The 26,289-nt window shown below is 60.0% G+C and carries 27 protein-coding genes; 16 read left to right on the top strand and 11 right to left on the bottom strand.

What is annotated here, in order from left to right; translation table 11 throughout:
• The 3 genes from mmuM to VZP09_RS01545 all read right to left on the bottom strand — a co-directional run bounded on the left by mmuM (position 1) and on the right by VZP09_RS01545 (position 2,540).
• Positions 1-933 (bottom strand): homocysteine S-methyltransferase, encoded by a 933-nt coding sequence (gene mmuM / locus VZP09_RS01555; RefSeq protein ID WP_087847770.1) that lies wholly within the window; start codon positions 931-933, stop codon positions 1-3.
• Positions 920-2,329 (bottom strand): S-methylmethionine permease, encoded by a 1,410-nt coding sequence (mmuP, locus tag VZP09_RS01550; protein ID WP_002890161.1) that lies wholly within the window; start codon positions 2,327-2,329, stop codon positions 920-922. The genes mmuM and mmuP overlap by 14 nt, the downstream gene beginning before the upstream one ends.
• 82 nt (positions 2,330-2,411) lie before the next feature.
• Positions 2,412-2,540 (bottom strand): hypothetical protein, encoded by a 129-nt coding sequence (locus VZP09_RS01545; protein WP_004217023.1) that lies wholly within the window; start codon positions 2,538-2,540, stop codon positions 2,412-2,414.
• Positions 2,541-2,602: 62 nt separating this feature from the next.
• On the opposite strand from VZP09_RS01545, the gene eat reads away from it, so the two are divergent.
• From eat to eutC, 3 genes are read left to right on the top strand one after another with little or no spacing between them, the layout of a single operon-like run.
• Positions 2,603-3,982 (top strand): ethanolamine permease, encoded by a 1,380-nt coding sequence (gene eat / locus VZP09_RS01540; protein ID WP_087847771.1) that lies wholly within the window; start codon positions 2,603-2,605, stop codon positions 3,980-3,982.
• Between the two features lie 9 nt (positions 3,983-3,991).
• A complete protein-coding gene (locus VZP09_RS01535) occupies positions 3,992-5,380 on the top strand; it encodes an ethanolamine ammonia-lyase subunit EutB (RefSeq protein WP_012737472.1) in 1,389 nt (462 codons plus the stop codon).
• Positions 5,377-6,153 (top strand): ethanolamine ammonia-lyase subunit EutC, encoded by a 777-nt coding sequence (gene eutC, locus VZP09_RS01530; RefSeq protein ID WP_004183137.1) that lies wholly within the window; start codon positions 5,377-5,379, stop codon positions 6,151-6,153. The genes VZP09_RS01535 and eutC overlap by 4 nt, the downstream gene beginning before the upstream one ends.
• 438 nt (positions 6,154-6,591) lie before the next feature.
• On the opposite strand, the gene VZP09_RS01525 is transcribed toward eutC, so the two are convergent.
• Positions 6,592-6,735 carry a hypothetical protein gene (locus VZP09_RS01525; RefSeq protein WP_004144596.1) on the bottom strand — a complete coding sequence of 48 codons (144 nt, stop codon included), beginning with the start codon at positions 6,733-6,735 and terminating at the stop codon, positions 6,592-6,594.
• Here VZP09_RS01525 and VZP09_RS01520 point away from each other — a divergent pair.
• From VZP09_RS01520 to VZP09_RS01500, 5 genes are all read left to right on the top strand, one after another.
• Positions 6,728-7,834, top strand: coding sequence for an ABC transporter substrate-binding protein (locus VZP09_RS01520; RefSeq protein ID WP_004147267.1), 1,107 nt, complete (start codon positions 6,728-6,730; stop codon positions 7,832-7,834). The two genes, VZP09_RS01525 and VZP09_RS01520, sit on opposite strands and share 8 nt — an antisense overlap.
• Before the next feature lie 19 nt (positions 7,835-7,853).
• Entirely contained in the window at positions 7,854-8,753 is a 900-nt protein-coding gene (locus VZP09_RS01515) for a branched-chain amino acid ABC transporter permease (RefSeq protein WP_002890128.1), read from the top strand.
• Complete coding sequence (locus VZP09_RS01510; protein ID WP_328794853.1) at positions 8,753-9,802, top strand: branched-chain amino acid ABC transporter permease; 1,050 nt, start codon at positions 8,753-8,755, stop codon at positions 9,800-9,802. The genes VZP09_RS01515 and VZP09_RS01510 overlap by 1 nt, the downstream gene beginning before the upstream one ends.
• On the top strand, positions 9,789-10,571 hold the full coding sequence (locus VZP09_RS01505) for an ABC transporter ATP-binding protein (protein ID WP_004151354.1): 783 nt from the start codon (positions 9,789-9,791) through the stop codon (positions 10,569-10,571). Before VZP09_RS01510 ends, VZP09_RS01505 begins: the two co-directional genes overlap by 14 nt.
• The gene (locus tag VZP09_RS01500) at positions 10,564-11,259 is read left to right on the top strand and encodes an ABC transporter ATP-binding protein (protein WP_002890126.1); all 696 of its coding nucleotides are present in this window, start codon (positions 10,564-10,566) and stop codon (positions 11,257-11,259) included. Before VZP09_RS01505 ends, VZP09_RS01500 begins: the two co-directional genes overlap by 8 nt.
• A 116-nt stretch (positions 11,260-11,375) precedes the next feature.
• Here the strand turns inward: VZP09_RS01500 and VZP09_RS01495 are convergent, their stop codons facing one another.
• Positions 11,376-11,546: a hypothetical protein gene (locus VZP09_RS01495; RefSeq protein WP_002890108.1), complete on the bottom strand. Its 171-nt coding sequence runs from the start codon at positions 11,544-11,546 to the stop codon at positions 11,376-11,378.
• Positions 11,547-11,880: 334 nt separating this feature from the next.
• On the opposite strand from VZP09_RS01495, the gene VZP09_RS01490 reads away from it, so the two are divergent.
• The 4 genes from VZP09_RS01490 to VZP09_RS01475 all read left to right on the top strand — a co-directional run bounded on the left by VZP09_RS01490 (position 11,881) and on the right by VZP09_RS01475 (position 14,938).
• Positions 11,881-12,690, top strand: a complete 810-nt coding sequence (locus VZP09_RS01490; RefSeq protein WP_002890106.1) for an ABC transporter substrate-binding protein — start codon at positions 11,881-11,883, stop codon at positions 12,688-12,690.
• Position 12,691: 1 nt separating this feature from the next.
• Positions 12,692-13,510, top strand: coding sequence for an amino acid ABC transporter ATP-binding protein (locus VZP09_RS01485; RefSeq protein WP_004151355.1), 819 nt, complete (start codon positions 12,692-12,694; stop codon positions 13,508-13,510).
• Positions 13,507-14,259, top strand: coding sequence for an amino acid ABC transporter permease (locus VZP09_RS01480; protein ID WP_004178715.1), 753 nt, complete (start codon positions 13,507-13,509; stop codon positions 14,257-14,259). The genes VZP09_RS01485 and VZP09_RS01480 overlap by 4 nt, the downstream gene beginning before the upstream one ends.
• Positions 14,249-14,938, top strand: coding sequence for an amino acid ABC transporter permease (locus VZP09_RS01475; RefSeq protein WP_004178714.1), 690 nt, complete (start codon positions 14,249-14,251; stop codon positions 14,936-14,938). The genes VZP09_RS01480 and VZP09_RS01475 overlap by 11 nt, the downstream gene beginning before the upstream one ends.
• A 3-nt stretch (positions 14,939-14,941) precedes the next feature.
• Here the strand turns inward: VZP09_RS01475 and VZP09_RS01470 are convergent, their stop codons facing one another.
• The 6 genes from VZP09_RS01470 to ecpR all read right to left on the bottom strand — a co-directional run bounded on the left by VZP09_RS01470 (position 14,942) and on the right by ecpR (position 21,736).
• Complete coding sequence (locus VZP09_RS01470) at positions 14,942-15,652, bottom strand: fimbria/pilus periplasmic chaperone (RefSeq protein WP_002890061.1); 711 nt, start codon at positions 15,650-15,652, stop codon at positions 14,942-14,944.
• Positions 15,621-17,264 carry a fimbrial adhesin EcpD gene (gene ecpD / locus VZP09_RS01465; RefSeq protein WP_002890060.1) on the bottom strand — a complete coding sequence of 548 codons (1,644 nt, stop codon included), beginning with the start codon at positions 17,262-17,264 and terminating at the stop codon, positions 15,621-15,623. Before ecpD ends, VZP09_RS01470 begins: the two co-directional genes overlap by 32 nt.
• Positions 17,254-19,779 carry a fimbrial biogenesis outer membrane usher protein gene (locus VZP09_RS01460; RefSeq protein ID WP_071443829.1) on the bottom strand — a complete coding sequence of 842 codons (2,526 nt, stop codon included), beginning with the start codon at positions 19,777-19,779 and terminating at the stop codon, positions 17,254-17,256. Before VZP09_RS01460 ends, ecpD begins: the two co-directional genes overlap by 11 nt.
• Before the next feature lie 25 nt (positions 19,780-19,804).
• On the bottom strand, positions 19,805-20,473 hold the full coding sequence (locus VZP09_RS01455) for a fimbrial chaperone EcpB (RefSeq protein ID WP_004144586.1): 669 nt from the start codon (positions 20,471-20,473) through the stop codon (positions 19,805-19,807).
• A gap of 58 nt (positions 20,474-20,531) precedes the next feature.
• Complete coding sequence (ecpA, locus tag VZP09_RS01450) at positions 20,532-21,119, bottom strand: common pilus major fimbrillin subunit EcpA (RefSeq protein ID WP_048279089.1); 588 nt, start codon at positions 21,117-21,119, stop codon at positions 20,532-20,534.
• 74 nt (positions 21,120-21,193) lie between these two features.
• Positions 21,194-21,736 carry an ECP biosynthesis operon DNA-binding transcriptional regulator EcpR gene (gene ecpR, locus VZP09_RS01445; protein ID WP_004144585.1) on the bottom strand — a complete coding sequence of 181 codons (543 nt, stop codon included), beginning with the start codon at positions 21,734-21,736 and terminating at the stop codon, positions 21,194-21,196.
• Between the two features lie 848 nt (positions 21,737-22,584).
• On the opposite strand from ecpR, the gene phnC reads away from it, so the two are divergent.
• From phnC to phnE (VZP09_RS01425), 4 genes are all read left to right on the top strand, one after another.
• Positions 22,585-23,427, top strand: a complete 843-nt coding sequence (gene phnC / locus VZP09_RS01440; protein WP_025368416.1) for a phosphonate ABC transporter ATP-binding protein — start codon at positions 22,585-22,587, stop codon at positions 23,425-23,427.
• A 22-nt stretch (positions 23,428-23,449) separates the two neighbouring features.
• A complete protein-coding gene (gene phnD / locus VZP09_RS01435; protein WP_002890002.1) occupies positions 23,450-24,388 on the top strand; it encodes a phosphonate ABC transporter substrate-binding protein in 939 nt (312 codons plus the stop codon).
• A gap of 66 nt (positions 24,389-24,454) precedes the next feature.
• Positions 24,455-25,327 (top strand): phosphonate ABC transporter, permease protein PhnE, encoded by an 873-nt coding sequence (gene phnE / locus VZP09_RS01430; protein WP_002890001.1) that lies wholly within the window; start codon positions 24,455-24,457, stop codon positions 25,325-25,327.
• Positions 25,324-26,208, top strand: coding sequence for a phosphonate ABC transporter, permease protein PhnE (gene phnE, locus VZP09_RS01425; protein WP_328794852.1), 885 nt, complete (start codon positions 25,324-25,326; stop codon positions 26,206-26,208). The genes phnE (VZP09_RS01430) and phnE (VZP09_RS01425) overlap by 4 nt, the downstream gene beginning before the upstream one ends.
• The last annotated feature ends 81 nt before the right edge of the window (positions 26,209-26,289 follow it).

Here is a 26,289-nt window from a genome sequence, read left to right as displayed (position 1 = left end):
TTAGCGCTTCGCGTTAAGCGCGGCGATGTCCTTCGGCGTGGTGCGGCAGCAGCCGCCGATCAACTTCGCCCCGGCCGCCAGCCACTGCAGCAGATAATCCGCCAGGCTGGCGCAGGCTTCGCCATGATGGTGCCAGGTCTTGCTCACCGCATCATAATGTTCGCCGGAGTTAGGATAGACCACCAGCGGCAGGGCCGTCAGGCTGTGCAAATGCGCCAGCGCCGCGGGCGTATTTTCCAGCGCGATACAGTTGATCCCCACCGCCACCACCTGCGGGTTATCCGCCAGGGCGGCCATCACCTCGCGCAGCGGCGTGCCGTCGCTGAGATGTTCGGCGTCGCGCAGCGTGAAGGAGTACCAGGCGCGAGCGCGGGGATACTCCTGCAGCAGGGCCGCCAGGGCCTGGATCTCAGCGAATGACGGCAGGGTTTCACAGGCCAGCAGGTCGGCGCCGGCATCCAGCAGCGCTTCGACGCGCGGGCGGTGGAAGGCCTGGAACTCTGCCGCGCTGCGCTGATAATCGCCGCGATACTCCGAGCCGTCGGCGAGAAACGCGCCATACGGCCCCACCGAACCGGCCACCAGCAGCGTACCGGCCTGCGGGTTCTCGGCGAGGTACGCCTCGCGCGCTTTGCGCGCCAGCTCGACGCTTTTGCCGATTAGCGCCCGGGACTGCGCCTCATCCAGCCCGCGCGCGGCAAAGCCCGCCGGAGTGGCCTGATAGCTGGCGGTGATCGCCACCTGCGCCCCGGCGCGAAAGTAGTCGAGATGCACATCGCGGATCAGCTGCGGGTTCTCCAGCAGCACTTTCGCCGACCACAGGCTGTCGGCCAGATCGCAGCCGCGGGCCTCCAGCTCGGTGGCCATGGCGCCGTCCAGCAGCACGAAAGGCTGGGCGGCAAGCAGGGCGGTAAACGGATTAGTCTGCGACATGTTGGGGCTCCTGAGTCATATTCCGTGAACGAGTAAGATACCAGGCACCATAGCACAGGGCCACAAAGGGGATCCCGCACCACAGCGCAATTCTCTGGCTCGGGTCAAAAGCGAGGCCCACGCAGGCCACCAGGCACAGCACAAAGCCCAGAACGGGCACCACCGGATACCAGGGAGCGCGATACTGCAGATCGCTCAGCGCCTTACCCTGCTGCAGATGGCGGCGGCGGAACATAAAGTGCGAGGCGCAGATGCTCAACCACACCGCCACCACCGCAAAACCGGAGATCGCCGACAGCGCGACAAACACCGTATCTGGCGCCACCACGCTGGAGAACAGCGCCAGCACGCCGCCCAGCATACTCACCGACAGGGCGGTCACCGGCACGCCCCGTTTATTGACTTTGGCAAAGCAGGCCGGCAGCGTCTTCTCGTTCGACAGCGACCACAGCATCCGCCCCGAAGCGTACAGGCCGGAGTTAGCCGCCGACAGGATCGCCGTCAGGATCACGAAGTTGAACATGTCCGCCGCATAAGGGATGCCCACCTTCTCAAACACCAGCACGAAGGGGCTTTTCTCCACTCCCGCCTGCTGCATCGGGATCAGCGCCGCCAGCACAAACACGGTGCCGATAAAGAAAATAATCAGCCGGGCGATGGTGGTGCGGATGGCAACCGGAATAACCTTATGCGGGTTTTCCGTCTCTCCGGCGGCAATGCCGATAAGCTCCGTCCCGGAGAAGGCGAAGTTCACCGCCACCATGGTCATCAGGATCGGCAGGCCGCCGTGCGGGAACCAACCTTCGGCGGTGATATTGCGCAGGCCCGGCGCCGGGGAGCCATCCTGCATCGGAATGATGCCGAAAATGGCCGCGCCGCCGAGAATAATAAACGCGACGATGGTGATCACTTTCACCAGCGAGAACCAGAACTCGCCTTCGGCGAAGAAGCGCGTCGAAATGATGTTAAGGCCGAAGATCACTGCGCAGAACACCACGCACCAGATCCAGACCGGCACCTGCGGGAACCAGTACTGCATGCAGAATCCCGCCGCGGTGAAGCTCGACCCCAGCGCCACCGTCCACGTTAACCAGTAGAGCCACGCCACGGTATAGCCCGTCGCCGGGCCAAGATAGCGCGCCGCGTAAACGTGGAAGGCGCCGGTCTCTGGCATCGCCACCGACAGTTCGCCAAGGCACTGCATCACCAGCCAGACCACCAGGGCGCCAATCAGATACGCAAGCAGCGTCCCGGCCGCGCCGGTGGTGGAGATGATATAGCCGGTATTGAAGAATAAGCCGGTGCCAATCACGCCGCCGAGTGACAGCATGATCAGATGGCGCGTTTTCATGGTGCGCTTCAGCTGCCCACCTTGTTGTTGTGTTGTGCTTTGCATTTTATTTTCTCACGCCAGCCCGCTTGCCCAGGTCATGATGCGTATAAACGTATAGACATCTAAACATCCAAAAGAAGAAGTGTTATACCGTGCCGCCGCTGAAAAAGCAAAGCCGCTGCACCAGGGCGCGCGCCGACAGCGTGCAGCCTGCCCCATTTTTGCGCAGCGCCAGCGGGCGCGCCACGGACTGACGCCTTATCGCGGCAGGCAACGTTCTGGCACTCTCTTTGCAGCCTGTCGTTCAGCACCTTTCTATCTGGCGAGGCAATACGTATGACAGAGCAAACCACCACCTTAAAAAGAACGCTCGGTAGTTTTCGTTTATGGGGGATCGCCGTCGGACTGGTGATATCCGGGGAGTACTTCGGCTGGAGCTACGGCTGGTCGCAGGCGGGCACGATGGGGTTTATGGTCGTCGCCCTGGCGGTCGCCGCCATGTACTGCGCCTTTATTTTCAGCTTTACCGAGCTGACCACCGCCATCCCGCACGCTGGCGGCCCTTTCGCCTATGCCTACCGCGCCTTCGGGCCCACCGGCGGCTTTATCGCTGGTTTTGCCACCCTGATTGAATTCGTCTTCGCCCCGCCGGCCATCGCCATGGCCATCGGGGCCTACCTCAACGTGCAGTTTCCGGCGCTGGATCCGAAATGGGTCGCCTGCGGCGCCTACGTGATCTTTATGACGCTCAATATTCTCGGCGTCGGCATCGCCGCCACCTTCGAGCTGATCGTCACTCTGCTGGCCATCTTCGAGCTGCTGGTGTTCATGGGCGTGGTCGCCCCCGGCTTCTCCTGGAGCCACTTCACCACTAACGGCTGGGCGGGCGCGGACAGCTTCAGCGGCCTGGCGCTGCCGGGGATGTTCGCCGCCATTCCGTTCGCCATCTGGTTCTTCCTCGCCATTGAGGGGGCCTCCATGGCGGCCGAAGAGGCCAAAGATCCGCAGCGCACCATTCCCCGCGCCCTGGGCGGCGGCATTCTGACGCTGACGGTGCTGGCTATCGGCGTGATGGTCTTCGCCGGCGGCGTCGGCGACTGGCGCGCGCTGTCCAATATTAACGATCCGCTGCCCCAGGCGATGAAGACGGTCGTGGGCAACGGCAGCGGCTGGCTGCATATGCTGGTGTGGCTGGGGCTGTTTGGCCTCGTCGCCTCCTTCCACGGCATCATTATGGGCTACTCGCGGCAGATCTACTCCCTCGCCCGCGCCGGCTATCTGCCCGCCGGGCTGGCCTCCCTCAACCGCCGCACGCGCACCCCGCATCTGGCGATCCTTGCCGGGGGCGTGGTGGGGATCGCCGCGATCTTCTCCGACTCGCTGATCACCATCAGCGGCATGCCGCTGACCGCCTGCATCGTCACCATGTCGGTATTTGGGGCTATTGTTATGTATATCACTTCCATGGCGGCGCTGTTCAAACTGCGCCGTAGCGAGCCGAAGCTGATCCGTCCGTTCCGCGCCCCGCTCTACCCGCTGGCGCCGGCCTTTGCCCTCGGCATGGCGGTGATCTGCCTGGTGGCGATGGTCTGGTATAACCTGCTGCTGGCGCTGATTTTCGCGGCGATGATGCTCGGCGGCTACCTGTGGTTCCGCAAAACCGCAGCGGCCCGTGAACGGGCGCCAGTGGATCCTCAACTGCGCACGGTCTCCTGAGGAGGCGGCATGTATAAAACCACGCTATCGGGCCAGGTATGGCGCTTTGATAGTCTGAAAACGTTGATGGCGAAAGCGTCGCCAGCCCGCTCCGGCGACGCCCTCGCAGGGGTTATCGCCACCTCAGCCGAAGAGCGGATGGCGGCGAAAATGGCCCTCGCCGAGGTGCCGCTGACCGACATTCTCGACAACCCGCTTATCCCTTACGAGCAGGACGAAGTGACTCGTCTGATCCTCGACACCCATGATGCGCAGGGCTTTGCCGCCCTGCGTCACCTGACGGTCGGCGATTTTCGCGACTGGCTGCTGGATGATGCTACCGATACCGCCACGCTGCAGCGGGTCGCCCGCGCCATCACCCCGGAGATGGCGGCGGCGGTCAGTAAGCTGATGCGCAATCAGGATCTGATCCTTGCCGCCAGCAAATGCCAGGTGGTGACGCGCTTTCGCAACACCATCGGCCTGCCCGGCCACCTCAGCGTACGCCTGCAGCCCAACCATCCCACCGACGACCTGAAAGGCATCGCCGCCAGTATGCTCGACGGGCTGCTGTACGGCGCCGGGGACGCGGTGATCGGCATCAACCCGGCCAGCGACAGCTTACCGGTGCTGGCGCAGCTGAACGTCATGCTGGACGATATTATTCAGCGCTTCGCCATCCCTACCCAGTCCTGCATTCTGACCCATGTGACCAATACGCTGCAGCTGATTGAGCGCGGCGCGCCGGTGGATCTGGTGTTCCAGTCGGTGGCCGGTACCGAAGCGGCCAACAGCGGCTTCGGCATCAATCTTGCCATGCTGCAGGAGGCCCGCGAGGCGGCCCTGAGCCTCAGGCGCGGTACCCTCGGCAGCAATGTGATGTATTTTGAGACCGGCCAGGGAAGCTGCCTGTCGGCCAACGCCCACCACGGCGTCGATCAGCAAACCTGTGAGGCGCGGGCCTACGCCGTCGCCCGTCACTTTGAACCGCTACTGGTCAATACCGTGGTCGGTTTTATCGGTCCGGAGTATCTCTACGACGGCAAGCAGATTATTCGCGCCGGGCTGGAGGATCATTTCTGCGGCAAGCTGATGGGCCTGCCGATCGGCTGCGACGTCTGCTATACCAACCACGCGGAAGCGGATCAGGATGATATGGACACCCTGCTGACCTTGCTGTGCGCTGCCGGGCTCACCTTCCTGATCGGCGTGCCCGGAGCGGACGATATCATGCTCAATTACCAGAGCACCTCGTTCCATGACGCGCTGTACGCCCGTCGTCTGCTGGGCTTAAAGCATGCCCCGGAGTTCGCCGACTGGCTGGCGAAGATGCAGATTATCGATCCGCACGGCGCGCTGCGGCTCACCGACGCCCGCCATCCGCTGCTGTCCGTCCTGCCGCAAGGAGCCTCCGTATGAACCGTCCCGATGCCTGGAACCCGCTGCGTGAATTTACCGATGCGCGGATCGCCCTGGGGCGCAGCGGCGCCAGTCTGCCGACCCGCGAAGTCCTCAACTTTGGTCTGGCCCATGCCAGAGCGCGGGATGCCATTCATCAGCCGTTCGCCAGCCAACAATTGGTGGCGCCGCTGGCGGCGCTCGGCCTCGAGGCCCTGACGGTGCACAGCGCCGCGCCGGACCGTCATACCTATCTGCGGCGCCCGGATCTCGGGCGGCAGCTCGCCGATGAGAGTCGCGCCGACCTCGCCGCCAGCGGCGTCCGCCCCGCCGACCTGCTGCTGGTGATCGGCGACGGCCTCTCTTCCTGGGCGGTAGAGCGCCAGGCGGTGCCGTTGATCCGCGCCCTGCTGCCCTATCTGCAGACGCTGGGTATCGGCCTGGCGCCGGTGGTGCTGGCGCATCAGTCGCGGGTGGCGCTGGGGGATGATATTGGCGAAACCCTGAAAGCCCGCGCGGTGGCGATCCTGATTGGCGAACGACCGGGTCTCTCCTCGCCGGACAGCCTCGGCGTCTACCTCACCTGGCAGCCTCATCGTCAGCGTCTGGAGTCTGAGCGCAACTGTATCTCCAATATTCGGCCGGAGGGATTAAGCCATGACGCCGCCGCCTTTAAACTGGCCTGGCTGCTGGAGCAGGCTTTTTTGCGTCGGCTTACCGGGGTGGGTCTGAAAGATGAAAGCGATAATCCGGCGCTGCATGGTAAAATAAAACCGTTGCCCCCTTTAAAATAATAAGTCACGCGAGCAGCAGAATAGATTTTTAATATTATCTTGTGCACCTGACTTTATATTCCGCCGCGTGCTGAAATTGCCCGGCGGCGCTTCGCTGGTACGGGTCTACGGAAGCCGTGCCAGCGGTTTATATGGCGTATTTTTCAGGCCGGGTAAGGCGCCAGTCGCCCCCCGGCAAAATGCTTTCACCGTACCAAAAACCGTGTTGTCGCCAGCCTTATGCCCTTCCCTGCAGGTAATAAGAATATTGCATGAGTAAAAACGAAACGGACGTTGTAAGGTAAATCAGCGCATTAAAAATACCCGTCATACTTCAAGNTGCATGTGCGTTGGCTGCGTTCTCTCNNNAGTCACTTACTTCTGTAAGCGTCTGGGGACTCGCTTACTTGCCGCCTTCATGCGACTCGAATTATTTAGGGTATATATCTCGTTATCTATTCAACATAACAGCCAATAATTCGCCGGATACGCTGGCGCATTATTCCTCAATGTTATGCAGTCATTGATGGTTAAAGATAAATAATCGACCGACGGAGAAATACCAATGAAATCGTTTTCCGGGAAAGCGTCTTTAATGGCCACGCTGGTTGCCGCGCTGGTCGGCGCCAGCAGCGCGCAGGCAGCGGAAATTAAAATCGGGGTGGTATTACCCCTGAGCGGCGCCCTCAGCGGCTATGGCCAGCCGTCGCAGAAAGGGCTGGACATTATTCAGGCCATCACCCCAACGTTAAAAAATGGCGATACCATCAAGCTTATCGTTATCGATGATAAAAGCGACAAAGTCGAAGCGGCCAACGCCATGCAGCGCCTGGTCTCCAGCGATAAAGTGGATGCCGTGATCGGGGAAGTCACCTCCTCCAACACCCTGGCGATGACCAAAATCGCCGACGACAGCAAAACGCCGCTGGTCTCCTCCACCGCCACCAACGACCGCGTCACCCGCAACCATCCCTACGTCAGCCGGGTCTGCTTCTCGGACAGCTTCCAGGGGGTGGTCGGGGCCAATCTGGCCTCCCGCGATCTGAAAGCCAAAACCGCCGCCATCGTGTTTGACAGCAGCAACGACTACTCCGTCGGCCTGGCGAAAGCGTTCCGCACCCAGTTCCTGAAAAACGGCGGCACCATTCCCATCGAGGTCCAGGCTCCGGGCGGCAGCAAGGACTTTAAAGCCCAGCTGGCGAGCGTCAAGGCGAAGAATGTCGACATGATTTACATGCCGATCTACTACACCGAAGGGGCGCTGATTGCCGTGCAGTCTAAACAACTGGGGCTCAACAAACCGGTGGTGGGCGGCGACGGTCTGGCCGCGGATCAGGTCTTCTTCGATGTCGGTAAAGACGCGGTCAACGGCTATATGACCACCGATTACTACTCGCCGAACGCCAAAGAGCAGACCCCGGCGGGGGAAACCTTCATCAAAGCCTGGGAAGCCAAATACCAGCAGCCGACCCATACCTGGGGCGCAATGGCGGCGGACGCCTATAACGTCATCGTCAACGCCATGAACCAGTGCAGCGATCCCCACGATCGGGTCTGCGTGAATGAAAAAATCCGCGCCACCAAAGATTTCCAGGGGGTGACCGGCACGCTGACGTTACAGAACGGCGACGCCATTCGCAGCGCGGTCATCAACGAAGTGAAAGATGGCAAGCTGGCGTTTCGTACCGTGGTTAACCCTTAAGTTGTGACGAGGCTACAAAATGGACGGCGCCATTTTTCTCCAGCAAGTGGTCAATGGAATGAGTCTTGGGGGCATGTACGCCCTGATTGCCATCGGTTATACGATGGTTTATGGCGTGCTGCGGCTGATCAACTTCGCCCATGCGGACGTGATGATGGTCGGCGCGTTTAGTACGCTGTTTTTATTTTCTTCGGTTGGGCTACCCTTCGGGGTAGCCGTTTTCCTGACCCTCGGGCTGTGCGGCCTGTTTGGTATGCTGATTGACCGGGTCGCCTATCGTCCGCTGCGTCAGGCCTCGAAAATCTCCATGCTGATCACTGCCATCGGCGTCAGCTTTTTTCTCGAAAACCTGTTTAACGTACTGTTTGGCGGCAGCTCGCGCTTCTTCTCCGCCCCTGACTTTTTCAACCAGACCCGGGCCTTCGGCAGCGTCATCATTACCAACGTGGCGTGGATTGTGCCGCTGATCACCGTCCTGCTGCTGCTGGCGATCCTCTGGCTGCTGTACCGCACCCGCTATGGGATGGCGATCCGCGCGGTGGCCTTTGACGTCAACACCGTGCGCCTGATGGGCATTGACGCCAACCGGATCATCTCCCTGGTCTTCGCCCTCGGCAGTAGTCTCGCGGCGCTCGGCGGCGTGTTCTACTCCATCAGCTACCCGACGATCGATCCCCTGATGGGCGTGCTTATCGGCCTGAAGGCCTTCGCCGCCGCCGTGCTGGGCGGGATCGGCAGCGTCACCGGCGCGGTGCTGGGCGGCTTTATCCTCGGTTTTACCGAGGTGGTCGCCGTGGCGATCTTCCCCGAACTGGGCGGCTATAAAGACGCTTTCGCCTTCCTGTTCTTGATTCTGGTCCTCTTGTTCCGCCCGGTCGGCATTATGGGCGACGAACGTCTGGAAAGGAGCCGTTTCTGATGCTCAACGCGACGACGACCGCCGGGGCGCAGCTGCGCAACCTGGCCATTATTGTCATCTGTATCGCGCTGCTGGCCGGAATCAACGTGGTTTTCAATGACTACATTGTTCGTGTCATCAGCACCATTTTTATCTTTATGATCCTCGCGGTCAGCTACAACCTGATCAACGGCGTGACCGGCCAGCTGTCGCTGGAGCCGAACGGCTTCGTGGCGGTGGGCGCCTACGTGACCGCCCTGCTGATCCTCTCCAGCGACAGCAAGGTAGACATGTTTGAAATGGCCGCCCCCAGCCCGTGGATCCTCAGCCTGCACGCGGGCTTCCTCCCAGCCCTGCTGATAAGCGGCCTGTGCGCGGCGGCGCTGGCGGTGTGCCTCGCCGTGCCGGTCTTCCGGGTACGTGGCGACTACCTGGCCATTGTCACCCTCGGCTTTGGGTTTATCATCAAGATCCTCGCCATTAACAACCCGCAAATCACCAACGGCGCCATCGGGCTGAACGATATTCCGCAGCAGCCGCATCTCCTGTTCTGGTGCGGGCTGTTCGCCCTGCTGGCCACCGGCATGATCCTCCAGCTGGTGTGGTCGAAGTATGGCCGGATGATGAAAGCTATTCGCGACGATGAAGATGCGGCGATCGCCATGGGGGTCAACACCTTCCGCATTAAAACCTGCGCCTTCGCCACCAGCGCCTTCTTCGAAGGGATCGGCGGCGGTCTGCTGGCTTCCCTGCTGACCACCATTTCCCCAGGGCTGTTCGACTTTATGCTCACCTTCCAGCTGCTGATTATTATCGTCCTCGGCNGGCTCGGCAGCACCACCGGCGCCCTGCTCGGCACCGTGCTGGTGGTCGGCAGCGGCGAGTGGCTGCGCTTCCTCGATCAGCCGCTGCAGTTCTTCGGTCACGATCTCGGCGCGTACCCGGGCCTGCGAATGGTGGTCTTCTCCCTGCTGTTGCTGATCATCATGCTCTTCGCCCGCGAGGGGCTGCTGGGGAAAAAAGAGATTTGGCAGACCGGAAGAAGGAGCGGCGGCTATGGCGGAAAATAACGTTATCCTGCAGGTGCAGGATGTCACCATGCAGTTCGGCGGCCTGCGGGCCATCGACAACGTCAGCTTCCATGTTGACGAGGCGGAGATCTTTGGCCTTATCGGCCCTAACGGCGCGGGCAAAACGACCCTGTTTAACGTCATTACCGCCAACTATAAACCCACCAGCGGCAGCGTCACCCTGGCGGGCACGTCGCTGAAGGGGCTGAAGCCCAACCAAGTGGTGAACGCCGGGATCGCCCGCACCTTCCAGAATATCCGCCTGTTTAACTCCATGACGGTGCTGGAGAACGTGATGGTCGGACTCGACCGCGCCAGCCGCTATTCGCTGCTGGAGGCGGCCCTGCATATTGGTCGCTACTTTCCGGCCGAGCGGGCGGCGAAAGCCAAAGCGATGGCCATCCTGGAGGATATCGGCATCGCCCACTTCGCCCATATGCAGGCCACAAACCTAAGCTATGGCAACCAGCGCAAAGTGGAGATCGCCCGCGCGCTGGCCACCGCGCCGAAGCTGCTCCTGCTCGATGAGCCAGCCGCCGGGATGAACCCGAAGGAGACCGAGGATCTGGCGGAGCTGATCTTCCGCATGCGCCATGACTATCAGCTAAGCGTCCTGTTAATCGAGCACGATATGCCCTTCGTCAACCGCCTGTGCGAGCGGGTGATGGTTCTGGAGTACGGTAAGCCGTTGTTCAGCGGCCTGATGGCCGAGGCGATCCAGCATCCGGACGTCATTTCCGCTTATCTGGGAGAAGCCAATTATGCTTAACGCCCGGGAACTGAAGGTCTTTTACGGCGTGATCCAGGGTCTGAAGGGCGTCGATATCGACGTCTATGACCGGGAAATCGTCACCCTGATCGGCAGCAATGGCGCCGGTAAAACCTCCACCCTGAACGGGATCGTCAACCTGGTGCGCTCCAGTGGGCGCGTCAGCTTCCTCAACGACGATATCTCACGCAGCCAGACCCACCAGATCGTGCGTCGCGGGCTGGCGCTGGTGCCGGAGGGACGGCGCGTCTTTACCAACCTGACCATCGAAGAGAACCTGCGCATGGGCGCTTACAATAATCTCGCCGGCTACGCCCGCCTGCGCGATCGCATGTACGCCCTCTTTCCGCGGCTCAAGGAGCGGCGCCATCAGATGGCGGGCACCATGAGCGGCGGCGAGCAGCAGATGCTGGCCATCGCCCGGGCGCTGATGAGCGAGCCGGTGTTATTGATGCTGGATGAACCGAGCCTCGGGCTGGCGCCGAAAATTGTCGGCGAGCTGTTCGGCATCATTAAGCAACTGCGCGAAGAGAATATGACGGTGCTGCTGGTGGAGCAGAATGCGACGGCCGCGCTGGCGATCGCCGATCGGGCGTATGTCCTGGAGAATGGCCGGATCACCTTGTCAGGCGCGGCGCGGGAGATGCTGACTAATCCGGAAATTAAGCGGATGTATCTGGGGGGATAGGCATGGTCAAAACTGCCTGGGCTGCGGCGGCGCCTCCTGCAAGGCCGCAACCTCAGGCAGTCTCTTGCTACACAAAGCACACCTCGTTCCAGTAGGCTTCTCGCGTCCTGCGTCGCTCAGTATGTCTTATCATGACGGAACCACCGGGTTTCCACGTTGCCAATGTCCACGCCGTAGAGGCTGGCTACCGGCAGGATCGCCTCCATGACGCGCTGGGTATCCTGCTGTCCGGCTTCACCGTTGGACAAAAAAGCCAGCCAGCCCGTTAACCGTTGCCACAATGCCACTTTCGTTTTCTCCTCTGTCGGGAAGCGAATCGCCTGGGTCTATTTCAACCACAGTTGGCCGGGCGCGGGAAATATTAATTCCGAATTTGCAATCCTGGCTGGCGCATATTACCCCCGGTCNTATCACCCTCTCCCTGGCCCTCTCCCTGAGGGAGAGGGGACCGCCCGGCAGTCGTTGCCGTCCTGGTAAAANGCCAGCGGCGCATAAAGAATACCCATAGGTTTGTTAAGTTCTTTTTGGTTATAGATAAGAATTTTTTCTTCTTTGCCGCCGACGGGCAATTTGTGGGAGCGTGATGTCCACAAAACAAAACAGGGATTCAGGGGAAAAACTATGCGCAATAAAACCACAAAAATCGCACTGGCGCTGGGTATGCTGCTGCTCGCCTCGCAGGCACAGGCGGACCAGCTGGCTGACATCAAAGCCGCCGGCGTCGTAAAAGTCGCCACCTTCGACGCCAACCCGCCGTTCGGCTCCGTGGACGCCAAAACCCACCATATCGTCGGCTACGACGTCGACTTTGCCCAGGCGCTGGCGAAAGCGCTCGGCGTCAAACTCGAGCTGGTGGCCACCAACCCGGCCAACCGTATTCCGCTGCTGCAGTCCGGTAAAGCCGACCTGATCGTCGCCGACATTACCATCACCCCGGAGCGGGCCCAGGTTATTGATTTCTCAACGCCGTATTTCGTCACCGGCCAGCAGTTCCTCGTGCCGGCCGGCTCTCCGGATAAGCTCGATGAGTACAGCAAAGCGCGCATCGGCGCGGTGAAAGGCACCACCGGCGAGCAGGCCCTGCACCAGCGTTTCCCGCAGGCTCGCGTCCTCTCCTATGACGATATTCCGCTGGCCCTGACCGCCCTGCGCAACGGCAACGTCCAGGCCATCACCCAGGACAGCACCATCCTCGCCGGTCTGCTGGCGGAAGCGCCGGATAAAGCCAAGTTTAAAATTCTGCCCGACCTGCTCAGCAAAGAAGAGATTGGCGTGGGCGTGAAGAAAGGCGAACCGGCCCTGCTGAAGGCCGTCAACGATGAGCTGGTGAAGCTGGAGAAAACCGGCGAAGCCGCGAAAATTTACGATGTCTGGTTTGGCCCTGCCACCAAAACGCCGCAGCCGCGCGCCTTTACCATAGAAGCGAAATAATATGTTCTCGGGTTTACTCTCCCACTCCGCGGCTCCGGCCGCGGATTTTTCACGTCTGCAGCGCGCCAGCATTACGTTCCGTGATGTGGCCAAGCGCTACGGCGATCATCAGGTACTTAACGCGATCAACCTGCAGGTCGAGCCCGGCGAAGTGGTGGCGATCCTCGGCCCTTCCGGTTCGGGAAAATCGACGCTGATCCGCTTGATCAACCAGCTCGAATCCTTAAGCGGCGGCGAGATCCTGATCGACGGCAAACCCACCAGCCGGCTGAGCGGCAGCGCCTTGCGCCAGCTGCGCAGCCGCGTCGGCTTTGTCTTCCAGCAGTTCAACCTTTATGCCCACCTGACGGCGCAGGAGAACATCACTCTGGCGCTGGAGCGCGTTCATGGCTGGGAAAAAAGCGCGGCTCAGGCGCGGGCGCTGGCGCTGCTGCGTCAGGTCGGACTGGAAGAAAAAGCGCAGCAGATGCCGGCNCAGCTNTCCGGCGGCCAGCAGCAGCGGGTGGCNATCGCCCGCGCCCTGGCCTCCTCGCCGCAGATTATCCTGTTCGATGAGCCCACCTCGGCGCTCGACCCGGAGATGATCGGCGAAGTGCTGCAGGTGATGAAAACCCTCGCCCACAGCGGGATCACCATGCTGGTGGTGACCCACGAAATGCAGTTTGCCCGCGAAATTGCCGACCGGGTGGTGTTTATCGACGGCGGCGACATCCTCGAAGTCGCCCCGCCGGCTGAGTTTTTCGCCCATCCGCAGCATGCCCGCGCGCGGCGTTTTCTGCAGAAGGTGCTGGATCCGCTGCACCAGGAGAGCCTCGAGTGACGCCGATGCTTGACTGGCACGGCGTCCTGAGCGGGCAGCCGTTGCAATGGATTATCTCTGGTTTTCTCACCACCGTCTGGGTCAGCGTCGCCGGGATCCTGCTCGCCACCCTGCTGGCGGTCCTGTTGCTGGCCCTGCGCCTCGGCGGCGGACGCGCGGGGCGCGGACTGGTGGCCGCGTGGGTCTCGTTGTTTCGCAATACCCCGCTGCTGGTCCAGCTGCTGTTCTGGTACTTTGCCGCCTGGAACCTGCTGCCGCTGGCGGTGAAGGAGGTGGTGAACGACGAACACGCCTGGTCCATTCTGCCGGGCAACGTCTGGTGGCTGACGCCGGAGTTCCTCTGCTCGATGTGGGGGCTGGGGGTCTTTACCTCCGCCTTTCTGGTGGAAGAGATCGCCTCCGGACTGCGCGCCGTCAGCCACGGGCAGCGGGAAGCCGCGCTGTCGCAGGGCTTTACGCCGTGGCAGGAGCTGCGCTTTATCCTCCTGCCGCAGGGGCTGGCCAACGCCTGGCAGCCGATTGTCGGCCAGTATCTTAACCTGATGAAACTCTCATCGCTGGCCAGCGGCATCGGCTTTGCGGAACTGACCTATCAGGTGCGGCAGATTGAGAGCTATAACGCGCACGCCCTGGAGGCGTTTGCTGTCGGCACCGCGCTGTACCTGGCGCTGGGGGTGGCGATGGGCGTGGCGCTCACGCGTCTCGGCCCGGGAAGAAAACTGCAACGGAGCGCCCGACATGAACGCTAATCTGGCGGTGATCGCCGATAACCTCGATTACCTGCTGTGGGGCCGGCTGGCGGAGGGCCAGCCCGGCGGCGTGGCGCTGACCCTACTGATGGCCATCGGCGCCACCCTGCTGGCGCTGCCGGGAGGCATTGCGCTGGCGGGCCTGGCCTGGCGCTACGGCGGGCTGGTGCGGCGTCTGCTGTTTCTGTGGGCGGAAATTATCCGCGGCATCCCGCTGATATTTGTCATCTTCTGGCTGTGGTATCTGCTGCCGATGCTGACCGGCGGCGATCTGCCCGGCGCGGTGACCGTGACCCTGGCGCTGGCGTGGTTTACCGCCGCCTCGGTGATGCACTCGGTGCTGGCCGGGCTGCAGTCGCTGCCGAAAGGACAGTATGAGGCGGCGCTGACCCAGGGGTTCGCTCCCGGGCAAACGCTGCGCCTGGTGCTGCTCCCGCAGGCGCTGCGCAACGTTCAGCCGTCGCTGGTGGGGATCTTTATCGGCCTGCTGAAGGACACTTCGCTGGCGTTTATCGTCAACGTCCCGGAGCTGACCACCGTGGCCGGCCAGGTCAACAACCGGGTGCAGATCTATCCCCTGGCGATCTTCGTCTTCACCGGCGCGGTGTACTACCTGCTGTGCTGCGGTCTGAGCCTGCTGGCCAGCCGGCGCTTTACCCGCCGCGCGACCACCAGATAAGGCTCACTCCGCGGGACGGGGCTTCAGCGGACAGGTATCGCTGATCTTAATAAATTTGTCGTTATAGACCAGATAGTGGTTCCCCGGCTGGCGCAGCGCCGGCTGGCGAACCACGTCCCCGGGACGCAGATACCAGGCGTCCCCCTCCTCTTCGGTCGAATCGCATCCGGGCTTAATCAGCAGCTTAAACCAGGTATTGCCGGTGTTGCTCACCGTCCCGGCCACCTTATCGAAAGACCATTTAAACTGTACCTCGCGCGGGCGCACCACCAGAATGGTATCCATCACCACCACCGGCTCCATGCTGACCTCGCCGCCGGTCGGGCTGCGCCTCGTCAGGTTGCGGGTGGGGATTTCGCGAAACGAGACCCGATAGTAGCGCTCGCGGTTATCCCGCGGCCCATGATAGTAAAATTTAAAATACTCGCTCTCACCTGCCTGCAGCACCAGCTGGCGGGGGGCGAACAGCAGTTCGCCATCCACCGGCCGGGAGCGGACTTCGCTGCCGCCCGGGCGATCGATGGCGCTGACGGCGATGCGGTACAGCCGCGCGCTTTTATTATTGTTGACCACCCGTTTGCTGGCGAAATCCGCTTCAGCCGGCAGGGAAAAGGTCAGGTTGCCGACCGAGATCGCCTGCGCCAGCGGCGCTGCCAGCAGGCAGCCCACCGTCAGCAGGGCCTTAGTTAATGTTGCGCCACGTCGCCTGGACATGAATCTCTCCTGAAGCGCTGACTTCGCCAAACCAGCCGTTATCGTCTACCGTCCGCAGCGAAATGGCGTTATCCATCGGAATCGAAAATTTCACCGTGGTCTTATCCATCTGCCCCACTTCGCCGGAGATATCGGTCCACGGCGTGGTCAGCCACAGCGCATCGGTCATATCCCGCCAGCTGTCATCGCACCCGGCATCGTAGGTCTGAGTCGTGCCGCTGCGGGTGATAAAAGAGAGCGTCGCCGGGAACGGCACTTTCGCCGTACCGTCATCGGAACTGAAGAGACAGTAGGAACGCCCGCCAATCACCTGCGCCGGTCCGGTCACCTTGATCAGCACTTCATCGGCGGCCGTTTTACCGCTGGTGGTGACGATGTAGCCGAAATCGAGCGCCGGTTCGCCGCTGCCGACATACCCCTCGCGCGACGGCGCCGAGGTATATTCGTCGGAGATAATGCTGATGCTGAAATCACGGGGCTTGATAATCAGCGTGTTGGAGGTGGAAAACTCATACCAGCCTGACTCCGGCGAGGTGGTGTTCTGAAAACGAAAGTTGAACAGATCCTTGGTGTTGATATCGCTGATCCCGAGGTTCACCATCTGTTTAAAGAAGTTGCTGGAGAAGAAAACATAGATCGAGTCTGAGCTCTTCATCTCGTTGAAGGTGTAGTAATAGGCGGTATTGCTCACCGGCTTCCATGAGCTGCCGTTGAGGCTGAACTGCATATCGTACGCCCCGACGGCCGAGGCCAGCGACGAGTTGGCGATCGCCGGGAAAATATGGATCGAGGTATTGCTTAAGCCGTTGGTCTGCAAGGTATAGTTGACCATCTTACAGCTTAATCCTGAGCGGCTGCCGATGGTCTGCGTCCGGCAGTCGGCGTTCCCTTCCCCGAGGGTCGGCACGCCGTCGCTGTTGATAAACACCTCCGCCAGCGAGTGGGTATTAATCAACCGCAGGTTCGCGGCTTTGGTGTGGGTGACGTTGCGCACATACCAGTTACCGGAGGCCTGATCCTTACAGCGCGCGCCGCTGCTGGCATCGTAGTTCACCGAGGTCTGACAGGCATTGATGGTCATCGTAAAGCTGCCGCCGACCGGCATCTGCTGCAGATATTGATAGAAGGCGTCTGACATCATGCCGTGCATCCACTTCGCGCCGCCGCTGGTCACCGTCGCGCCGTAAAACCCGCTGGCGTCGGTGGTCTGCGGCAGGATCAGGCTGGTAGCCATATCGCACCCGGCGTACCAGTTGATGCAGCGCAGGCCGGTTAAGGGGTGTGAAACCGGTGAGTTTTCCAGCCACATATCAAACTTCCAGTTGGCATTGAGCCCGGTGTTGTAGCCGTTATCGATATAGCCGAGACTCTGCTGATAGATGGTCCCGGAGCCGGTGTATTTTAAGCCGGTCCAGCGGTTAGCGCCGGTCATACGCGGATCCAGCGCCCCGCCGGGGGTGACGAAAAAGTTGTCGTCGGAGTTGTTTTCCACAAACACAAACTCGCGCGCCGGCGCATCCGACCAGGTGGTCTTGGTCACCGCCGCCCTGAGCGCGGCTGCCGGCCAGAGCAGCGCGAGGATCGCCAGCGCCATCAGTGCATTAACTTTCATTCTCTTCTCCTGACTGCTGCACCGCCGCCCACGACGAGAGGCCGCTGCAGACCACATCCCCCACCCAGACGGCGCCGCGCGCCTGGCTGAGCTCCAGCGCCACTTCGCAGGTTTTATTGCCGCCGTAGCTGAAATCGATAGTGGGGTATTTCTTATCCACGTCCATGACAAACTCGCCGTTTTCATCGGTGCGGGTACGGCCGATATGGTTGTTAATCCGCGCATTCGCCAGCAGCGTGCCGTCTTCTGCACGAATACGGCCGGAGACGGTGACCATCTGCTTCACCTCTGGCTCAATCACCGCGACGTTGCCCGGATAAAGGGTCAGATGACTCTTGCGCCCGCTGACGATGTCGTAGCTGTCGAGCGAGTTTTTGCTGTTCTGCAGCTCCACCTCATAGCGACCATAGGGAGAGAGCGGCAGGTAGTTACGCTTGCCGCTGAGCGGGAAGATCCGCCCGTTAACCCTGGCGCTAATCTGACCATCGTCCTCCAGCCCGGTGTTGAAGATCACCCCGGCGTTGCCGTCGGTTCGTCCGCTGGCGGCGATATTTTTGCCCTGCCAGCCGACGCTGCCGCTGGCGGTGAGGTTGGTGTTGACGTAGCCGTCCGCCGCGCTGTTGACGTTCAGCGTGCCGCTGGCGTAGCGGGCGTCGAACTGGGCATACGCGCCGCCGCTGAGGGTTTTGTCATCCCCGGTATCACCGGAGATGGCCCGCGACAGATTGGCACCGATGGTGCGAATAGTGCCTTCATCAAACTGCTTGCGCGCTGAGAGGTTAGCCATGGTGTAGCCGTTCTGATGGGTCATCCCGGCGCTGAACCAGTTGCCCAGCGGCAGCGACAGATCGAGGGCGATATATTTCCCGGTGTTGGCGCTGCTGTCGCCATTGTTATAGCGCTGGATCCCCGCCCGCAGGCCGAGCGAGCCAAAGGCGCCGCTGTAGACCGTCTGATAGTAATCCGCGGTGTAGTAATGGCTGTTGTAGCGACGGTCATCGTTGTAGCTGACGCTGAACGTCCCCAGCTTCGACCACAGCGCGTTCAGGTTGAGGGTGCCGCCGATCGCCCGGTTGTCGGCATCGCTGCGCCGCAATTGATCGCCAATGCGGGTTCTCTCCTGGTTAACCCACACTGAACTGAATCCCCCGGGCAACGTGGCGCTGATGCTGCCGACGCTGCTCCACGAGCTGTCGCTGGCCAGCATGTTTTGCAGGTTAACGTTGATCGACTCGCCCAGCGGTAGCGTCAGGCGGGTTTCCCCCACCGCCTGGTTGTCGTAGCCATAGCCCGTAGCCGCCCAGCTCAGGGTGCTGAGCGACCCGGAGGCCGAAAGGCCTGCCAGCCAGCTCTCTTTCGCCGGCCGGGTCTTTTTCCCGCTCTCTGACCAGCGATCCATATGAAAACTGCCGCCCCATACCTGCCACGCCAGCGGCGCGCCGGCGCCGCGTCCCCGGCTGAACAGCTTATTGACCCGCTGGGTGCGTTTGCTGACCACCCGACCATTGACGATCACCTCCACTTCCACGTCGTAAATACCGTACGGCAGGCCGCGGGTATCCACTTCATGGTTGCCCATGGCGAAGTTCTGGACGCTCAGCAACCGACCGTCACGGGTGAGATGCACCTCGCCCGCCGCCGGCAGAAAGGCGATCACCGGCGTGGCCGACTGGCTGTTGTCGAAGACGGTGGAGCTGGCCTGGTTCCCCCAGGAAAGGCCGTAAATCTTACCGGCCGAAATAGCGGTCATCGGTCCCAGGGACTGCAGGTTCCAGGTGTCAAGCATCCCGCCGGCAAAGCGGTGGCCGGCGAAATCGCGCTCATACATGGCCTTATATAATTCACTGTCCTGCTGACCGCTGCCGATGCCGTACAGCGAGCCGTCGAGCACCACGTGATGCTCCCGCAGCGCCGTGACGTTGTTCAGCGACAGGTAGCTGGAGGTGTTGCTCCCGCCGTTACGCATCTGGTTGTTATAGACGCCGAGGTTATAGCTCAGGTTGCTGCTGAGGGTGTTCACGCTGGACTGACCGATATCTTCGCTGCGCGAGCGCAGGACGGTGCCCAGCGCCTCGCGCTTGACCACCAGTTGCAACAGCAGCTGGCGCAGGCTGAGATCCAGCTGTGCGTTGTCGGTCAGGGGAATGGTGAGCGCCTCGCTGAACGGGGCGTTGGCCAGGCCGATCAGCTGCTGGCGGGTCTGTTCGCTGACGCTGGCGTTACCTTCGCTCTCCTCCAGCTGGATCTGCCGAACGCGCAGCTGGCCGCCGTCCAGCCAGATAAAGGCGCTGCCGATCCGCTGATCGTCCCGGGTGCTCTGGCTGCCGGCGAGATGAATATAGAGCGGGACGCTCATGCCGTCCTGCAGCGCCTGGCTGAAGGCCTGCGGAATAATCACCCCGCCAATCTGCTGCGCGCCTGCGGCGGCAGCGCTGACGTCGGGCTGAACGAACAAAAAGATCATGCCGAAGGCAAGCCGCGTTTTCAGTCCTGGGGTAATCCGTTGTAGAGGCATCGTCGTTATCCATCTGCACAGCTGTCTATTTCACGGGAACAAACTGCTCACCCTGCCAAAGCGCCACCCGTCCTTTTTTATCCGCCGTGTCCACGCGCGTAAAACGGCGCGATTTACCCGGCATCAGGTAGTAATTCTCTTTACATTCCTTACCATCGGCGGCCTTCAGGCAGGGGCCGTAGGCGAGGATCCGCAGCGTCGCATTCCCGGTGTTGGTCAGAGAGCCGTTGGCGTACTGAAAGCGATAGTTCACCTGCCGGGGCGCCACCACCAGGATGGTGCCGATGCGGGCGGAAGCAGTGGCCACCGCGCTGCGGTTGGCGTTATCGCGTTGGGCATCGCTGAGCGCCTGATCGAACCAGACAATGCGGTAGTAGCGCTCTTTGTCATCCGCCGGGCCTTTGTAGAAGAAGCGGATCACATCGCTGGCCTGGGCGGGTAGCAGCAGGCTGGCGGGAGTGAGCAATACCTCATCCGGTTTGTCCATCGGGATAACCTGCCCGCCGTCCAGCGGGGAAGAGAGCCGTTCGAGATGGATATTGATCAGTCGACCGCTGTCTGTGCTGTTCTTGATCGTTTTGCTCAGCGTGCTGCTGCCGCTGTTCATAAAGGATGAAATATCGCCGACATCCAGCGCCTGCGCCGGCGACACCCCGGCAAGCAGCAGCCCGAGGGCCAGAAGGTGCTTTTTCATAACAATTCCGTCCGTGAAAAAAGCAGGGGGNGATCCCCCTGCTGGTGCATCAGAAGGATCAGCTGGTCCAGGTGGCGTCGAACTGTACGCTGACGTCGCCGCTCCAGATCCCTTCCGGCAGAGTGCTGTAATCGGTCACGGCGGTGGTGCCGTTGGTGGTGCCGCTGATGATGGAGAAAGTGAAACCATCCTGCGCTGTGGTACGGCCGCTGGCGTTGTAGCCATTAGCCAGCGCGCTGAGGTTGCCGCCCATAATATTGTTGGCGGTATCGATCATCACGGTATCGCCAGTTTTTTCCACCGCGGCGCCGTTATAATCCACGCCCACGCTCAGCGTGGAGCCGGAGGTATCCAGCTGGGTTAAGGTGTTGGTGATAAGACGCGAGGTCAGCTTAAAGGCGGTCGCCGTTGTGTCCCCCTCAATCGCCACGTCAAACAGACCTTTCTGCGAGTTAAAGCCTTTAATGCCTTCGGCGTACTGGAACGCCAGGCTGCCGAGCGGGGTCACAACCAGCTTGCTGGTGGTGTCTTTTTTAGCGGTCGCAGACCAGGTCGCTACAGCCTGAGCCGTTACGTCAGCAGCCTGCGCCACGCCCATACCGGTAAACGTCGTTACCAGAGCTATTGCCAGAACCTTTTTTTTCATCGCTTTTTCATCCTGAGTTGAATTAAGGACATGATGTCCCGGTGAACCATTTAAAAAACAGAATTGCCTGGGTGTTACTGAACTAACTTATATATTTTGGAATACAGTTTGGCCTCAGCATTACGCCGATGGGTATACACTGTCTTCACGCTACAATTTTCAATTCTGGCGATCGATTTCGGCTGCATGCCCTGGGCGGTCATGCGGATAATTTTCATTTCCCGATCTGTAATTTTATCTTTCTTAATATCTTTGCGGAGAAACCTGCCATTAATTACATAGGCCAGTTCTTTTCGAATATCGCGACTCAGACCAACATATACCACCCCGCGAATATCGCTATTGTAATACCAGTAGTTCGCTAAGGCCTCTGATTTCCTGGCCGCAATCAATACGACCTGTTTCCCCTTTACCGCGGATAGCCATTCGCTGTCGCGCCTGATAAATTCGTTTAATGAAGCCGTATTGAGATTGATAAACACAAAATCTTTTCTGATTTTCTCCAGTGAGAGATAAATTAATTCGTCGATGTCTACAATCAGTTCGGACAGTCCTTTATAGAAATAGGAGTCATCGGCAGACCAAATATACTTATCGGAACAGCTTTTATATTCCATATAGTTTTTAACCTCATAGTCCTTGAAGTAATCATTTTTACAACGTCACTGCTTGCCAGGCCTATAAAGTTTACTGGCGTATTCGTTTCCTTTAATAAATCGCCATTAAATAAGACACGCATTACTTATCAATATTGGATAAGCGNNNNATTAAACTATAATTATTTTCTGCTTGGCGTTGAATTTAAGTTTTTTCCTATGGAGTGTCAACATGCGGAAAGGCAATGAATTTCGCGCCCAGGTCAATATTTACAAAAACTGAAAATATCAAATTTTTGAGCGCCAGAAAAAGACATTTATTTTCATAAGGTTATTGGTAATATAACCGTCAATTCTTATCTGCGCTTTATATTATCCAGGATCTTCGCCCTATTATGTTAGGAATATTCTTAATGGAACTCTTGAATGGCTTATCAAATAAACCGGATTTAGCACAAAAGAAAGGATATAAATCTACAAATAAACAAAAACCAGGATGATTCACCAACACATAAGACTCATGAATAGATTAACCTGCCGCACAAAATAGTTATNTATATGTTAATACATGCGGGATGTTGAATGCTAAACAAAGGCAGACGCATTATCTATTCGATTAAACAGTCTTCTTCATCAAGATTAAGCGAAGATTGCCGAAGGCTGTCTACGCCTACGAACCGGTCTGTCCCCGCGTCCTCCAAAGCATAGCGGCTTTTCGGCGCTTCGCCAGCCGCCAGCATGCCGCACGCGTTGAGCCGCTGGCCGTCGCTCTTTCACGCCAGTTCACGCTTTGTTCGCAATACCGTCATCGAAATTTCATATAAAGACCTATTAATAGTGGCCAGTTAATGACGAACCTGGACACTCTTATGAACAGCTCTCTTGCCGCGGTGGCCGAAACTGATTTCCAGCCGTTCACCGATCTCGCTGCCGGCCGGCAGCGGAAGGTCTTAAGCGTGCGTAATCTGAGTAAAGCTTATCAAGCCCAGCACAAGGTGCTGGACGGCATCAGCTTTGATCTGCACGCCGGGGAAATGGTCGGGGTCATTGGCCGCTCCGGCGCCGGTAAATCGACGCTCCTGCATGTCCTCAACGGCACCCACAGCGCCAGCGGCGGAGAAATTCTTAGCTACCCGGAAGTCGGTACCCCGCACGATGTCTCACAGCTGAAAGGCCGCGCGCTCAATGCCTGGCGTAGCCACTGCGGAATGATTTTTCAGGACTTCTGCCTGGTGCCGCGCCTCGACGTGCTCACCAACGTCCTGCTGGGCCGCCTCAGCCAGACTTCAACCCTGAAATCGCTGTTTAAAATCTTTCCCGCAGCCGACCGGGCGCGCGCCATTGCGCTGCTTGAGTGGATGAACATGCTGCCGCACGCGCTGCAGCGGGCGGAGAACCTCTCCGGCGGGCAGATGCAGCGGGTGGCGATCTGCCGGGCGCTGATGCAAAACCCCGGGATCCTGCTGGCCGACGAGCCTGTCGCCTCGCTGGATCCGAAAAACACTCAGCGCATCATGGATGTGCTGCGCGAGATTAGCGAGCAGGGTATCAGCGTGATGGTAAACCTGCATTCGGTGGAGCTGGTGAAGACCTACTGCACCCGGGTTATCGGCGTCGCCAGCGGCCAGCTTATTTTTGACGATCACCCCTCCCGGCTGACGCAGGATGTGCTGCAGCGGCTGTACGGCGATGAAGTTAGCCAATTGCATTAATTTCACTCACACGGGCAACATAATGAAAAAATATATGACTGGCGCAGTTCGTTTATCCGCAATGGTCGCGGGCATGATGATGGCATGGCAGGCAGCGGCGGCGCAGCCGAAAGAGCTCAATCTGGGCATTCTCGGCGGCCAGAACGCCACCCAGCAAATCGGCGATAACCAGTGCGTGAAGGCCTTCCTCGATAAAGAGCTGAACGTGGATACCAAACTGCGCAACTCTTCCGACTATTCCGGGGTGATCCAGGGCCTGCTGGGGGGCAAAGTCGACGTGGTGCTGAGCATGTCCCCCTCCTCCTACGCCTCGGTTTATCTCAATAATCCGAAAGCGGTGGATATCGTCGGCATCGCCGTGGACGACAAAGATCAGTCTCGCGGCTATCACTCGGTGGTGATCGTCAAAGCCGACTCCCCGTACAAAACGCTGGACGATTTAAAAGGCAAAGCCTTCGGCTTCGCCGATCCGGATTCCACTTCCGGGTATCTGATCCCTAACCATGCGTTTAAAGAAAAATTTGGCGGTAACGCCGACAACAAATACAACAACACCTTCTCCAGCGTCACCTTCTCCGGCGGCCATGAGCAGGACATCCTCGGCGTGCTGAATGGCCAGTTCGCGGGCGCGGTCACGTGGGCCTCGATGGTTGGCGATTACAACACCGGCTACACTACCGGCGCGTTCAACCGCCTGATTCGCATGGATCATCCGGATCTGATGAAGCAGATCCGCATTATCTGGCAATCGCCGCTGATCCCGAACGGCCCGATCCTGGTGAGCAATGCGCTGCCGGCGGACTTTAAGGCGAAGGTCGTGGCGGCAGTGAAAAAGCTGGACACCGAGGATCACGCCTGCTTTATCAAAGCGATGGGCGGTACTCAGCACATCGGCCCGGGCAGCGTTGCTGACTTCCAGCAGATTATTGATATGAAACGCGAGCTGGTGAGCGCGCGTTAATCCTGCCTCAACGCCGCCTGCTTGCCCCAGGGTAAGCGGCGGCGCTACGTTGAAGATCCCCGACGCATGAAGACAACCCACACCGAATTTGAACGCTATTACCAGCAGGTACGCTCGCGGCAAAAGCGCGATGCCGTCTGCTGGTCGCTGCTGCTGCTGGCGCTCTATTTTGCCGCCGGCAGCGCCGCGGAATTTAATCTGCTGACTATCTGGCACTCGCTGCCCCACTTCTTTGACTATATGGCAGAGACCATTCCGCCCCTGAGCGCCGGCAACCTGTTCGCCGATGTGCAGACCAAAGGGTCGCTGGCCTGGTGGGGCTATCGCCTGCCGATCCAGCTGCCGCTGATCTGGGAAACCCTGCAGCTGGCGCTGGCCTCGACCCTGGTGGCGGTCGCCATCGCCACGGTTTTCGCGTTTCTTGCCGCCAATAACGCCTGGTCCCCGGCGCCGGTGCGCTTTGCCATTCGCGTGCTGGTGGCGTTTTTACGCACCATGCCCGAGCTGGCGTGGGCGGTGATCTTTGTGATGGCGTTCGGCATCGGCGCGATCCCGGGCTTTCTGGCGCTGATGCTGCATACCGTCGGCAGCCTGACCAAACTGTTCTACGAGGCGGTGGAAAGCGCGCAAAACAAACCGGTACGCGGCCTGGCGGCCTGCGGCGCGTCCCCGCTGCAGAAAATTCGCTTCGCCCTGTGGCCTCAGGTGAAACCGCTGTTTCTCTCCTATGGCTTTATGCGACTTGAAATCAACTTCCGCTCGTCGACCATTCTCGGGCTGGTGGGCGCGGGCGGCATCGGCCAGGAGCTGATGACCAACATCAAGCTTGACCGCTACGATCAGGTGAGCATCACCCTGCTGCTGATCATTCTGGTGGTGTCGGCGCTGGACATGCTGTCCGGTCGTCTGCGCCTGTGGGTACTGGAGGGGAAAAAATGAGCGTCTGGCACATGCAACCGGATATCGCCGCCAGCCGGCGGCAGCATAAGCAGCTCTATCAGATCCAGGGGCGCTACCTGCGCTACGTCGGGCTGGTGGCGCTGGCCTGCCTGCTCTATTACGTCTGGTTTTTTCTGCAGTTCGGCGTCAGCGGCGAACAGCTGACCACCGGCCTGCAGCAGATTGGCCGCTACCTGGCGCGGATGTTCGTCTGGCACGACTTCTGGAACTGGCCGTTCGGCTATTACTTTACGCAAATCGGCGTCACCCTGGCCATCGTCTTCGCCGGGACGCTGACCGCCACGGTGCTGGCGCTGCTGCTCTCCTTCTTCGCCGCCCGCAACATCATGCGCGGCGTGGTGCTGGGGACCCTCGCCCTGCTGATGCGCCGCCTGTTTGATGTACTGCGCGGGATCGACATGGCTATCTGGGGGCTGATTTTCGTGCGTGCGGTCGGCCTCGGGCCGCTGGCAGGGGTGCTGGCGATCATCATGCAGGACACCGGCCTGCTGGGACGGCTGTACGCGGAAGGACACGAAGCCGTAGACCGATCTCCCGGGCGCGGGCTGACCGCCGTGGGCGCGAATGGCCTGCAAAAGCATCGCTTTGGCATTTTTACCCAGTCGTTCCCGACCTTCCTCGCGCTGAGCCTGTATCAGATTGAATCCAACACCCGCTCCGCGGCGGTGCTGGGCTTCGTCGGCGCCGGCGGTATCGGGCTTATCTATGCCGAGAATATGCGTCTGTGGAACTGGGATGTGGTGATGTTTATCACCCTGCTGCTGGTGGCGGTGGTGATGATCATGGACACCCTTTCCGCCTGGCTGCGCCGTCGTTATATCGGCGGCGCCGCGGTGCCGCTGTATCAGAGCGGACGCTAGCGCACATTTGCGCCGGATGGCGGCTTCGCCTTATCCGGCCTACTCGTCCGGCTCCGACTGTCTGTAGGCCCGGCAAGCAAC

This window comes from Klebsiella sp. EMBS2024 (assembly GCF_036233805.1).
Taxonomy (GTDB): Bacteria; Pseudomonadota; Gammaproteobacteria; order Enterobacterales; family Enterobacteriaceae; genus Klebsiella; species Klebsiella pneumoniae.
This window is presented reverse-complemented; position numbering and strand designations above follow the sequence as displayed.

Excerpts from the sequence above, each read along its gene's own strand:
- mmuM (WP_087847770.1), bottom strand. The coding sequence starts at position 933 with ATGTCGCAGACTAATCCGTTTACCGCCCTGCTTGCCGCCCAGCCTTTC.
- mmuP (WP_002890161.1), bottom strand. The coding sequence starts at position 2,329 with ATGCAAAGCACAACACAACAACAAGGTGGGCAGCTGAAGCGCACCATG.
- eat (WP_087847771.1), top strand. The coding sequence starts at position 2,603 with ATGACAGAGCAAACCACCACCTTAAAAAGAACGCTCGGTAGTTTTCGT.
- VZP09_RS01535 (WP_012737472.1), top strand. The coding sequence starts at position 3,992 with ATGTATAAAACCACGCTATCGGGCCAGGTATGGCGCTTTGATAGTCTG.
- eutC (WP_004183137.1), top strand. The coding sequence starts at position 5,377 with ATGAACCGTCCCGATGCCTGGAACCCGCTGCGTGAATTTACCGATGCG.
- VZP09_RS01520 (WP_004147267.1), top strand. The coding sequence starts at position 6,728 with ATGGCCACGCTGGTTGCCGCGCTGGTCGGCGCCAGCAGCGCGCAGGCA.
- VZP09_RS01515 (WP_002890128.1), top strand. The coding sequence starts at position 7,854 with ATGGACGGCGCCATTTTTCTCCAGCAAGTGGTCAATGGAATGAGTCTT.
- VZP09_RS01505 (WP_004151354.1), top strand. The coding sequence starts at position 9,789 with ATGGCGGAAAATAACGTTATCCTGCAGGTGCAGGATGTCACCATGCAG.
- VZP09_RS01500 (WP_002890126.1), top strand. The coding sequence starts at position 10,564 with ATGCTTAACGCCCGGGAACTGAAGGTCTTTTACGGCGTGATCCAGGGT.
- VZP09_RS01490 (WP_002890106.1), top strand. The coding sequence starts at position 11,881 with ATGCGCAATAAAACCACAAAAATCGCACTGGCGCTGGGTATGCTGCTG.
- VZP09_RS01475 (WP_004178714.1), top strand. The coding sequence starts at position 14,249 with ATGAACGCTAATCTGGCGGTGATCGCCGATAACCTCGATTACCTGCTG.
- VZP09_RS01470 (WP_002890061.1), bottom strand. The coding sequence starts at position 15,652 with ATGTCCAGGCGACGTGGCGCAACATTAACTAAGGCCCTGCTGACGGTG.
- ecpD (WP_002890060.1), bottom strand. The coding sequence starts at position 17,264 with ATGAAAGTTAATGCACTGATGGCGCTGGCGATCCTCGCGCTGCTCTGG.
- VZP09_RS01460 (WP_071443829.1), bottom strand. The coding sequence starts at position 19,779 with ATGCCTCTACAACGGATTACCCCAGGACTGAAAACGCGGCTTGCCTTC.
- VZP09_RS01455 (WP_004144586.1), bottom strand. The coding sequence starts at position 20,473 with ATGAAAAAGCACCTTCTGGCCCTCGGGCTGCTGCTTGCCGGGGTGTCG.
- ecpA (WP_048279089.1), bottom strand. The coding sequence starts at position 21,119 with ATGAAAAAAAAGGTTCTGGCAATAGCTCTGGTAACGACGTTTACCGGT.
- ecpR (WP_004144585.1), bottom strand. The coding sequence starts at position 21,736 with ATGGAATATAAAAGCTGTTCCGATAAGTATATTTGGTCTGCCGATGAC.
- phnC (WP_025368416.1), top strand. The coding sequence starts at position 22,585 with ATGAACAGCTCTCTTGCCGCGGTGGCCGAAACTGATTTCCAGCCGTTC.
- phnD (WP_002890002.1), top strand. The coding sequence starts at position 23,450 with ATGAAAAAATATATGACTGGCGCAGTTCGTTTATCCGCAATGGTCGCG.
- phnE (WP_002890001.1), top strand. The coding sequence starts at position 24,455 with ATGAAGACAACCCACACCGAATTTGAACGCTATTACCAGCAGGTACGC.
- phnE (WP_328794852.1), top strand. The coding sequence starts at position 25,324 with ATGAGCGTCTGGCACATGCAACCGGATATCGCCGCCAGCCGGCGGCAG.